Below are 10,689 nucleotides of genomic sequence, written 5' to 3' on the forward strand. Positions count from 1 at the left end.
ATGGCACAGGAGGTAAAAACACAGACGACACCAACCGCGGAACGCCAAACACAGGCGTTCCAGGTTTCTGTTATGCCCAAGGAATTTAGGGGGAAGGAGGGACTTGTGCGTCCCTATGTGACGCAGCAACCTGTCGTTATCACACCACCCACACCTAAGGTGGTTCCGCGTCCTGAACCCGTGCATCGCGTGACACCTCAACAGGCCCGAACACAAAAATTAGTACAACCACCCAAGCGTAAGAAAGCTCCGGTACCGTGGGGATTGATTATTGGTGGGGTTATTTTATTAGCTGTTTTGGGCGTAGGGGCTTATTGGATGCTTCGTGATACAACGCCGGCTGTCGTGGAGCCTGTACGAACACCGCCACCTCCAGCTGTCGTGGTGCCAACACCTCCCGTGGATACAAAGCCACCGATTGTCACAGAGCCGGAACCCGTCTCTCCTACGGATCCGTTTGCCGGTGTTGCTCTCCCTGGGCAGGATACGGATAGCGATGGATTGACCGATATTGAGGAAGTCGTCTACGGGACGGAGGCAAATCGACCCGATACGGATCAGGATGGATTCTTAGATGGAAACGAAGTTTTCAACCTGTATCATCCAAACGGTACGGCGCCACAGACGTTATTGGATACAGGAGCGGTCAAAATTGTGCAGCCAGACGGATACCAACTCCATGCACTTGCGCGATGGACACAGCAGCTCAACACAGTTTCCGGTCTTGTGGTGATTACGGCACCTACGGGGGAGTCGTTTCAGGTTCTCCCTCAGACGGTTGCGGCGAGCGAGACACTTAATTCCTGGTATACAAAAACCGTTGCCATTGCAGATCAGCAGCCGTTGGGAGCCTTTAGAACAAAGCAAGGATTTGTAGGAGTCTGGACAGAGGATCATTTAACAGCCTATGTTCGATTCTCGGATCAGCAGATACTTGTATTTACCTATAATCTTGGGAACGCCATGCGCATCCAGTACAGGCAAACCTTTGAAATGATGATCAATAGCTTGACGAAGAATGAAGAAGTTTTATGATCACATTTGCTATCAACTACGGAGGTCTCAAAGGAGGACAGCGCCTGCCTGAGGATCGCATTAAGCGGTTACTCCGCGCAACGCAACGACTGAGTCATGTGGAAGGGAGACAGGAGATCTCAATCGCCTTTGTGACGGCGCATGCCATGAAGCGGCTTAATGAGGCTTATTATGGAGGGCACGGGGTGACGGATGTACTCGCGTTTCCCTCGGAGGGGATCGAGGAGGCTCGAGGCTACTTAGGTGAGATCCTCATCTATTATCCACGTGCAGAGAAGCAAGCGAAGGAGCACGGGACTACGGCTCGTGCCGAAGTTGAGCTGCTGCTTGTACACGGTCTCTTACACCTCCTTGGTTATAATCATGAGACAGTTCAAAAGAAAGATGTGATGTTTAGACTGCAGGACAGAATATTAGCCGCTTCTCACTAACCTATGACTCGACGATCCTCCTTTTTATCTAGTATTCGACATGCGCTTCGAGGAGTCTATGTTGTGTTCAAAGACGAGAAAAATTTTCGTGTTCAAGCATTTTTTGCTGTTCTCATTTTGTGTGCAGCCACATTGTTGCATGTTCGTGTATGGGAATACGTGCTGCTATTGTTGCTCTCTTCGGCCGTTCTTATCCTCGAGTTGTTTAATAGTGTGATCGAGCGCATTGCGGATGGCCTCAAGCCACGGCTGCAGCCTATTGTGCGCGATATTAAGGATCTTATGGCAGGAGCAGTCCTTTTGACGGCTATTACAGCGGTGATTGTGGGAGTGATTATCTTCCTTCCATATTTTGTGGAATTGTTACAAGCTTGATCGTGCACCCGCAGACAGGTATAATAGCCCCGCTATGAGATCAAGCCCTCTTTTGACAGGTGTCGATATTGGATCGTCCATGATTCGTATCGTTGTAGGCCAACGTGTTCAAAAGGAACACGGGGTTTCTGATATCACAATCCTTGGTGCGGTTGAGGTTCCATCGCAGGGAATTTCCAAGGGATCCGTGACGAGTATTGATGATGCCGTTGCGAGTATTTCAAAATGCTTAGAACATGCAGAACGCATGACGGGACAACCATTGCAGAGCGCGTGGGTCGGTATTGGCGGAACGCACATTATTGCGCAAGAGAGCAAAGGGGTAATTGGTGTAGCGCGTAGCGATGGAGAGATTCGTGAGGAAGACGTAGACCGAGCCATTGAGGCAGCACGCACGGTGGCGACACCTAGCAACCATGAGATTTTACACGTGATTCCAAAAAGCTTTACGGTGGATGGTCAGCGCGGTGTCAAAGATCCCGTGGGAATGACAGGCATTCGTTTAGAGGTGGATGCACTCATTATTCAAGGGCTGACCTCGCAGATAAAAAATGTTACCAAGGCTGTGTATCGTACAGGCCTCAATATTGATGACCTTGTATTTTCTATCCTTGCAACGGGGGAGGCGGTATTGTCACAAAAGCAAAAAGAGCTTGGAAGTGTGGTGATCAATGTTGGTGCCCAAACCACAAGCGTAATTGTGTACGAAGAAGGAGATGTTTTGCATGTGGCTGTGTTGCCAATCGGTGCGGATCATATTACGTCTGACATCGCGATTGGACTCAGAACGTCTATTGATGTTGCCGAGCAAATTAAGCTATCCTACGGGACGGCATTGACGGCGCAAACGGACCGAAGTAAAAAGATTTTGGTAAGTGAATTTGGTGCCCTTGGGGACGAAAGTTGTACGCATCAGTTTTTAGCAGAAATTATTCATGCGCGTGCGGAGGAGCTGTTTGAAAAAGTGGATGAGGAGCTTGTTCGAATCGATCGTTCTGGTTTGCTCCCAGCAGGTGTTTTTTTGACAGGCGGCGGAGCTAAATTGCCAGGCATGACCGAGGTGGCAAAGGATGTATTACGACTCCCCGTAACCCTTGGAACACCGATCGGTGTCTCGTCTGCCGTGGAGCAAGTACACGATGTTGGATTTGCAACGGCTATTGGTCTCATAAAATGGGCGCAGGAGATTGAGGGACATAAGGGAGGCTCCATTGGTAGTGTTATGGATCGACTCAAAAATATGGATCAGTTGGGAGGCATGATGAAAGGCTGGGTAAAAGGCCTGATGCCATAAGGTTCCCTGCGGAGACAGAGCTTCGGCTCTGTTTTTTTGTTTGCCAAATGGAGGTGAACACATTTCTTGCGTTGACCAGTTGGGAACGGGTGGTATAATTCCTCCATCACAAAAACTGTTCAAGCTGGGGGAGCTGAACACAATTGGTATCCGAATTAACCCCGCTCTATGGCTGAAGTAAAACCACAAATCGAAACGTTCGCGAAGATCAAAGTTATTGGTGTTGGAGGAGGTGGAAATAGTGTTGTTAATCGCATGGTGGCATCCGGTGTAAAAGGTGTCGAGTATATTGCGATCAACACAGACGCGCAGGCGCTCCACCATTCCGCTGCGCAAATAAAATTGGCAATCGGTAAGTCCGTTGCACGTGGACTGGGCGCTGGCATGAATCCAGAGATCGGATATCGCGCGGCTGAGGAAAGTCAAAATGAAATCCGCAATGCCATTAACGGAGCGGACATGGTGTTTATTACGGCAGGTTTGGGTGGAGGAACAGGATCCGGTGCGGCGCCACATGTGGCAAAACTTGCACGAGACGTGGGAGCTCTCACTGTTGCGGTCGTAACAAAACCGTTTACGTTTGAAGGGGCGCAGCGAAAGCGGATTGCCGATGAAGCATACGAGAATCTTTCAGCCCACGTGGATACGATCATCACAATTCCAAACGATCGGGTTTTGCAGATTATTGATAAGAAAACGAGCCTGGTTGATGCCTTTCAGATTGTGGATGACGTTTTGCGCCAAGGTGTGCAGGGCATCTCGGATCTTATTACGATTCCAGGACTCATTAACGTTGACTTTGCGGACGTAAAAGCGATTATGTCCAATGCAGGTTCGGCACTCATGGGAATTGGATCGGCATCTGGAGAGAATCGTGCTGTGGAGGCCGCAAAACAGGCGATTGCGAGTCCGTTGTTAGAGATCTCTATTGAGGGTGCAAAAGGAATTCTGTTTACGATCACGGGAAGTGCAGACCTTGGAATGCATGAGGTTGCTGAGGCTGCCAAGGTTGTTACCGGATCTGCGGATGACGACGCACGTGTGATTTTTGGGGCAAACATTAGTTCAGCGCTTACGGATGAAGTTATCATTACGGTTGTGGCAACGGGGTTTGAGGGAAATGAAATGACCTCTGCTGTGTATGGAACAAGTGTGGTACCGGTTGCAGGGACATGGACACCACCCGTGACACGTGTGCGACCAACAATGGAACGACCTCAACAACGTATGATGGAGGATCTTGAGCCAACGCCAAGTCCAATGACCAAGCGTGTTTCCAGCGATGAATCGGCGGCAAGGAAAGCTATGCCATCAGATCCGATTGTGGCTCCCGCTCCTGTTCACACGACTTCTTCATCGGAAGATCAAGCGTCGGATGAGGATTCAATCGACATTCCTGCATTCATTCGCAAAAAAATGATGTAATGGGTAAAACCCGCTTGTGTTACGAGCGGGTTTTCTCTTGATTTGCTATAATGGGCCTATGAACTGTCCGGTGTGTAATAAACAGACGAAGGTTGTAGACACGCGTCTTTCCTCGGATGGCATGGGGATTCGTCGACGTCGTGAATGTTTGGCCTGTTTGTATCGGTTCTCGACGGTAGAAGAGGCGGAGCTCATGGATCTAACGGTGGTAAAACGTAATGGACGTCGTGAGGCGTATTCTCGAGACAAGATACTTAAGGGGATCCTTCGTGCATTGGAGAAGAGACCCTACACGGATCTCCGCCTCAAAAAATTGATACACACCATTGAGCGAGATATACAGCGCAAGAAGGTTCCTGAGCTGACGTCGGATGAATTGGGAGCCATTGTCATGTATCGATTACGTACGTTTGATAAAGTGGCCTACATCCGTTTCGCAAGTGTTTATAGACAGTTTGAAGACGTAGAAACATTTCAGCAGGAGTTGAACGCATTAATTCGGAAACGTACGCAAGAGCATACGTAAGGGGGCTTGAACACAATAACCGTGTCTTCTATATGTCACGAACAAAAATTGTCTGCACCATTGGTCCGGCTTCTGAAAAAGAGGCGACACTTAAAAAAATGATCCTCGCTGGCATGCGTGTAGCTCGTTTGAATTTCTCGCATGGGACGCATGAGCAGCACCAAGGATTTATTGAGACAATCCGTGGACTTTCGGCTTCCATGAACATTCCCGTAGCCATTATGCAGGATCTACAGGGGCCCAAAATTCGCGTGGGGGCGCTGCCGGCTGCGGGTCTTAAATTTGGCGAAGGAAAGACCGTTCATTTTTCTCCAAAGGCCAAAGAGTACAACGACCGCGATCAGTTGATTCCTGTTACGTACGGAGGATTTGCGCGTGATGTTAAGGCACACGACCGCGTGATGATCGATGATGGGAATGTGGTCTGTCGCGTCACAGCGGTCCATAAAGGGACGGTTTCTGCACGTGTGGAGGTTGGAGGACTTGTCACCTCTCACAAGGGTGTTAACTTGCCGGACTCATCGGTGCGCTTGTCTGCGCTCACGGCTAAGGATCAAAAAGACGTTGCTTTTGGTGTGCGTGCGGGCGTGGATATGATCGTGCTGTCATTTGTGAGTAATGGGGAGGATTTGAGTAAATTACGTGAGCTTATTAAACGCGAGGAAAAGCGTCAGGGGATTAAGCCAAGCAATATTGAGATTGTGGCAAAGGTGGAGCGCGCAGATGCCATTCATCATATTGACGATATTATTGAGGAAGCGGATGCGATTATGTTGGGGCGGGGAGACTTAGGTGTGGAGATTCCTGCCGAGCAAGTCCCATTGCATCAAAAAGAAATTGTCCATAAATGCCGATGTGCGGGTGTTCCGGTGATTGTGGCGACGCAAATGTTAGAGAGTATGCGGGACAAGCCTCGTGCAACGCGTGCGGAGGTGTCGGATGTGGCAAATGCCGTTATTGACCATACGGACGCGATCATGCTCTCAGCGGAGTCTGCTACCGGAAAGTACCCGGTAAAGGCTGTAGAGACGCTCGTGACGGTTGCAGAGGCTACGGAGGCGAGTGTGTATAGCCAGGTGCGGCCCGATCAGCTCTGCGTGGATGAGACTGACATGGCGCTTGTGGATCAGATTCGCGTGGCAATGGAAGGGGACAAGGTGGAGGCGATTGTATCGGGCATGCAGTTTGGAGACGTGGCCTTGACGCTTAATCGACACAGACCACAGGTTCCAATTTTTATTGCGGCGGTGGACGACAAACAGGCAAGGCAGTTGAGTCTGTGTTGGGGAGTGACACCGTTTGTGCTCAAGCGTGCAAGAAGCGCCGATGCGTTTCAAAAAGCTGCCCGTGCAGCATTAGAAGAACAAAAACTTATCAAGAAGACCACGCAGCTCCTGTTTATTACAGGTGCTTAGTAAAAACCCCACACAAACGTGTGGGGTTTTGGTGATGCAGATGATTCTCAACGGGCTGGTCGGCTCGCGGTGCACGGTTGAGGTGAACGGCCGGCATGTGGGAAAGAGCGTAGAGGCGGTCATATGTCTCCAGCGAGAAATTCTCGGTCTTGCTGAGAGCGAAGTGGACGGCAACTTTGGCCCCGGTACCCGCAGCGCCCTGCGGGAGAGGTTCGGCATCGACGTGGATGGCATTCCGTTGCCGATGGTAACCATCAGAATGTACACCCAGTGGATGGGCCCAGACCACGTGTGGATCAAATACTGGCCACCGAGGCAGAAGCGTTAGCCGAGGGAACGTTCCAAAAAAAATCGCTCTCGGGTACGAACTCCCAGGAGCGGTCTTTATTTTACGGCAGAGGCGCTGCCAAGCTAGATTTGTTTATTTTTTTAAAATAAGTTTCTTGCAATAAAACGCGCGACCGGAACTAAATTTTAGATATTGTTCAAAATGCTCCGCTCCTGTTTTTGTTGCGAAAGCCGCATACCAAATGAGAGTCCATAGTAGAGATTTTTTTGTATGTTGTGACTTCCCGGTATTGTACTCGCGTAAACGCTTCTCACTATCTTGACCAGTTGATCCGTAATAGTTTCTTCCATTAATGTTGCTTTGAAGAATATACACAAAATATATACTTCTATATTGTACAAAACAAACACGACCTCAATGGGGTCGTATTTGTGGTTTGGTCCTCCTTCGCTCCTGCGGAGCTTTGGAGAGACATCCCCCATTGCACGTCTTTGACGAGCGGCGGGGGATGGCGGGGTGGACGCGATTCGAACCACTCGGGTCGTCCCGCCTGCCTTTCAGCTAAGATTAGTCAAAAAACATGATTATTTACTTCTAATAAGTAAAGTTTCTTACAAATTAGTGAAGGATGGTATATTTGATTGACAGAAAGCCTGTTTTCTGTTATATTTAGCCGTTGTTCTTTACCATCTGACAAGTTCCAATATCTCTTGAGAGTGGCGTTTTGCAGTTAGTGCAGACTTCAAAACGCCACTCTTAATGGACAAAGGCAGGTTTCCGTGAGCGCATAAGGCGTGATTGGAGGCTAGTCGGAGTTGGCACAAGGAGGCAGGTCTTATGGCCGGTCCCGATCCTGACCAGAACGCTGAGTTCTGGCGTCGTTTTCGCCGCTTCGGCGGCACCGATCCTATCATGAAGGAGCTCCTCGGAGACGATAAGCTCATGGAGTGGTGGATCACGTCGCTTAACGAGCGACGCAACTCCAACCCGTTCGAGATCTCTGTGAAGGAGTCCCTCGATCGTCTGCGAGCCGCCTACAACGACACCTTCTGCCCGCTGGGCGCGAAGGAGCCGACGTCTTCGGAGCTCACCCACCTCGAGCGCATGGCGCCCAACTGGCCCAAGGGCAAGGACGCCTTCCGCAGCTTCCAGGTGCGGCCGGCGGCCTTCGGCGAGGGTCGCGATGGGGTCATCAAGACCTTCGAAGCGACCTGCGCGAGCGTCAAGCACATCCACGATCCCAAGTTCTGGCGGTGGGAGTTGCTCCTGTCCGGAGCGCACCCGTACCGGGGCGAGGACGTGGAACGCCTGCGGCTCCTGGGCGGGAACGATCGGCACAAGCCGGGGATCTGCTGGGTCACCTTCGATCTGTCGGAGGGTCGACAGCGCACCGACATCACGTCCGTGCGAAGCAGTCGGTCGCTCTCGGACGCGGGCATCTTCGCTGCGCGGATGTTCCCGGATCGCGCCAAGGCGATCGACTACAAGGAAAAGCCTGCCTGGTTCTGCGCCGGCTACGAGTTGAACGTCCCCGAGAGCGATGATGAGCCGTGGCAGGGCGTGCCCTGCGTGCGCCGCAGCCTGCGCGATGGCACGGTGCGCCTGGACGCCAGCTGGTGCAGCGGTGCCAACTCGAACTACTCGGTGCCCTCCGTCGGGGAGTAGGCACTGGGAACTTGAACGCTTTGCGCTCGGAGGTTCTTGGGACTTGGCACTGTCACTCGCGAGTGACGTGTCTTGTCCCTTGACCCTTCGTTCGCGAAGCGAACTCGCCACAAAAAAAGCGCACGCGCTCTACGTGGCACTGCGGCATCTGGAAAACGCTCAATAGAAGAGCGTCACTCCCAGGTGCCGCTCTTCTATTCCAATTAATTTTGGTAAACTAGTAATGGAAAGTAGGTCAGTGAGCTAGTGTTCATCCCCCTTCGCTAAAGCTACGGAGGGACAAGAGGATACTGGTCACCGAAATCTCTTGTTTCCCAATATGCCGACAGAGTTTCATTGTTCACGGATAATGAAAGTGTGCGGTGGGATCAACAAGCACTCCGCATTTTATCTTGGAATCAGCCTTCGCCAAGGCTTCGGCCGACGGGTCAGCCTTCAGTGAGGGAGTAGGTTCCGCATAAAATTCAGAAGTTGGATGCGTCTGGCTTCGGTGTCTTGGAAGGATGAGATGTAAAGTGAGGTGTCCCCGAGAACGATGATGAGCCGTGGCAGAACGTGCCCTGCGTGCACCGCAACCTGAACGATGGCACGGTGAACCTGAACGCCAACTGGTGCAGCAATGCCAACTCGAACTACTCGGTGCCCTCCGTCGGGAGTTCTTATGTAGCAAAGAAGCGCTCTATCGCGCTTCTTTGTCTTCCTCCGTTTTTCTGAAATCCTCCTGAGTGCGTTTGATCCAGCCGCCTAACATCTTTCCTGTTTCAATAAGTCTGGACTCAATATGGAGATATTGATTGTTCCCAATACACTTGCAGTCCTTGGATAGTCGTACAAGGAGCTTAATAAGATCAAGTTTTGCGCTTGCTTGTTGCAGAGCCGTTAGCTTCTCCTGGTCTTTGGTATTTGCGCTGGCGGTAAGGACCAATTCAAGTACTGTTAAAGTATGAAGCGAGACGCGTTCGCCTAGAGCGTATCGTTGTACTTTTGGAAACTTTTCTACGATCTCATTCCACTCAGCATAAATATCGTAAAGCGTATGAACAATTGGGATGTCGCCAGGACCTCCACCGAGCAACTTTCGCTCTTTCCTAATAGTGCGGGGGGGGGGGAGAAATAGGTGTCTTCATAGGTCAGAAAATAATGAGTTATTTTTGCAGATCACTTCGATAGAAAACCTTTTTATCGCATGGGAGCGTTTTCGTAAAGGTAAGCGAAGCCGCCAAGACGTGATGTTATTTGAATGCCATCTTGAAGACAACTTGTTTGCCTTACAAGCCGAACTTGCATCAGGTGCTTACCAGCATAGTCCCTACGAGCGATTTACCATTCATGATCCAAAACAACGCACTATTCACAAGGCCGATGTAAAAGATAGAGTTGTGCATCAAGCTATCGTAAATATTATCGAACCCTTATTTGAGAAACGGTTTATTTATGACAGTTATTCATGTCGCGTAGGAAAAGGAACGCATGCGGCGGTGAAGAGACTGAGGACGTTCTTGCTCAGAGGTAGTACCAACAACACAAAAATAGTCTACGCTCTCAAATGTGACATTCAAAAGTTCTTCGCAAGTGTGAATCATCAAAAGCTACTTCATCTTCTTGAACGGCACATTTATGATCACGAAACTATGAAGTTACTTACTGGAATCGTAGAGAGCTTTTCTACCTCTCCTGGAATGGGAATACCTCTGGGCAATCTCACGAGCCAGCTGTTTGCAAACGTCTACCTACATGAGTTGGATTGGTACGTTAAACAAGAACTCAAGATACGCTACTACGTCCGATATTGTGATGATTTTGCACTGCTCGCAGAATCTCCGGAAGAATGCGGTGTATTGACTGAACGAATTGAGACGTTTCTTAATAATCATCTCCACATGCATCTGCATCCAAACAAGGTACATGTGAGAACCTGGAGGCAGGGCGTGGATTTTCTCGGATATATATTACTACCGCACGCAACCATTCTACGACCGTCGACGGAGCGCAGAGCATTACGAAACGCTACTACAGATAACACGTCATCGTATCTTGGTTTATGCAAGCACGCCGATGCACATCTGGTTGAGAAGATGATTCGCAATATGACTAGTGGGTAATTGTATCGTGTTTCTATAAATAACAACCAAAACAAGCCGGTTCGCTTTCATGGGTACTTGTACTCACACCAAACACAAAACCGCCACATGGGCGGTTTTGTTGTGGGGACACATCCCTATAGGTCGCCCCGT

General features: G+C 50.0%; 12 protein-coding genes. 10 read left to right on the top strand and 2 right to left on the bottom strand.

The window, feature by feature from the left end; translation table 11 throughout:
- The 8 genes from COV06_02905 to COV06_02940 all read left to right on the top strand — a co-directional run bounded on the left by COV06_02905 (position 1) and on the right by COV06_02940 (position 6,829).
- On the top strand, positions 1-1,035 hold the full coding sequence (locus tag COV06_02905) for a hypothetical protein (GenBank protein PIR47607.1): 1,035 nt from the start codon (positions 1-3) through the stop codon (positions 1,033-1,035).
- Complete coding sequence (gene ybeY / locus COV06_02910) at positions 1,032-1,466, top strand: rRNA maturation RNase YbeY (GenBank protein PIR47608.1); 435 nt, start codon at positions 1,032-1,034, stop codon at positions 1,464-1,466. The genes COV06_02905 and ybeY overlap by 4 nt, the downstream gene beginning before the upstream one ends.
- Positions 1,467-1,469: 3 nt before the next feature.
- Positions 1,470-1,841, top strand: a complete 372-nt coding sequence (locus tag COV06_02915; protein PIR47609.1) for a diacylglycerol kinase — start codon at positions 1,470-1,472, stop codon at positions 1,839-1,841.
- Between the two features lie 34 nt (positions 1,842-1,875).
- Positions 1,876-3,135: a cell division protein FtsA gene (gene ftsA, locus COV06_02920; protein ID PIR47610.1), complete on the top strand. Its 1,260-nt coding sequence runs from the start codon at positions 1,876-1,878 to the stop codon at positions 3,133-3,135.
- Between the two features lie 168 nt (positions 3,136-3,303).
- Positions 3,304-4,560 (top strand): cell division protein FtsZ, encoded by a 1,257-nt coding sequence (locus COV06_02925; protein ID PIR47611.1) that lies wholly within the window; start codon positions 3,304-3,306, stop codon positions 4,558-4,560.
- A 58-nt stretch (positions 4,561-4,618) separates the two neighbouring features.
- Positions 4,619-5,086, top strand: a complete 468-nt coding sequence (locus tag COV06_02930; GenBank protein PIR47612.1) for a transcriptional regulator NrdR — start codon at positions 4,619-4,621, stop codon at positions 5,084-5,086.
- Between the two features lie 32 nt (positions 5,087-5,118).
- On the top strand, positions 5,119-6,501 hold the full coding sequence (pyk, locus tag COV06_02935; protein ID PIR47613.1) for a pyruvate kinase: 1,383 nt from the start codon (positions 5,119-5,121) through the stop codon (positions 6,499-6,501).
- A 34-nt stretch (positions 6,502-6,535) separates the two neighbouring features.
- On the top strand, positions 6,536-6,829 hold the full coding sequence (locus COV06_02940) for a hypothetical protein (protein ID PIR47614.1): 294 nt from the start codon (positions 6,536-6,538) through the stop codon (positions 6,827-6,829).
- 93 nt (positions 6,830-6,922) lie between these two features.
- Here COV06_02940 and COV06_02945 read toward each other — a convergent pair whose 3' ends face one another.
- Complete coding sequence (locus COV06_02945; protein PIR47615.1) at positions 6,923-7,174, bottom strand: excinuclease ABC subunit C; 252 nt, start codon at positions 7,172-7,174, stop codon at positions 6,923-6,925.
- A 453-nt stretch (positions 7,175-7,627) separates the two neighbouring features.
- Here COV06_02945 and COV06_02950 point away from each other — a divergent pair, with 453 nt between their 5' ends.
- A complete protein-coding gene (locus COV06_02950; GenBank protein ID PIR47616.1) occupies positions 7,628-8,455 on the top strand; it encodes a hypothetical protein in 828 nt (275 codons plus the stop codon).
- 679 nt (positions 8,456-9,134) lie between these two features.
- Here COV06_02950 and COV06_02955 read toward each other — a convergent pair.
- Complete coding sequence (locus COV06_02955; GenBank protein ID PIR47617.1) at positions 9,135-9,548, bottom strand: hypothetical protein; 414 nt, start codon at positions 9,546-9,548, stop codon at positions 9,135-9,137.
- On the opposite strand from COV06_02955, the gene COV06_02960 reads away from it, so the two are divergent.
- Positions 9,505-10,557: an RNA-dependent DNA polymerase gene (locus tag COV06_02960; GenBank protein PIR47618.1), complete on the top strand. Its 1,053-nt coding sequence runs from the start codon at positions 9,505-9,507 to the stop codon at positions 10,555-10,557. The two genes, COV06_02955 and COV06_02960, sit on opposite strands and share 44 nt — an antisense overlap.
- The last annotated feature ends 132 nt before the right edge of the window (positions 10,558-10,689 follow it).

It is taken from the genome of Candidatus Uhrbacteria bacterium CG10_big_fil_rev_8_21_14_0_10_50_16 (assembly GCA_002774875.1).
GTDB lineage: Bacteria > Patescibacteriota > Patescibacteriia > UBA9934 > UBA11717 > UBA11717.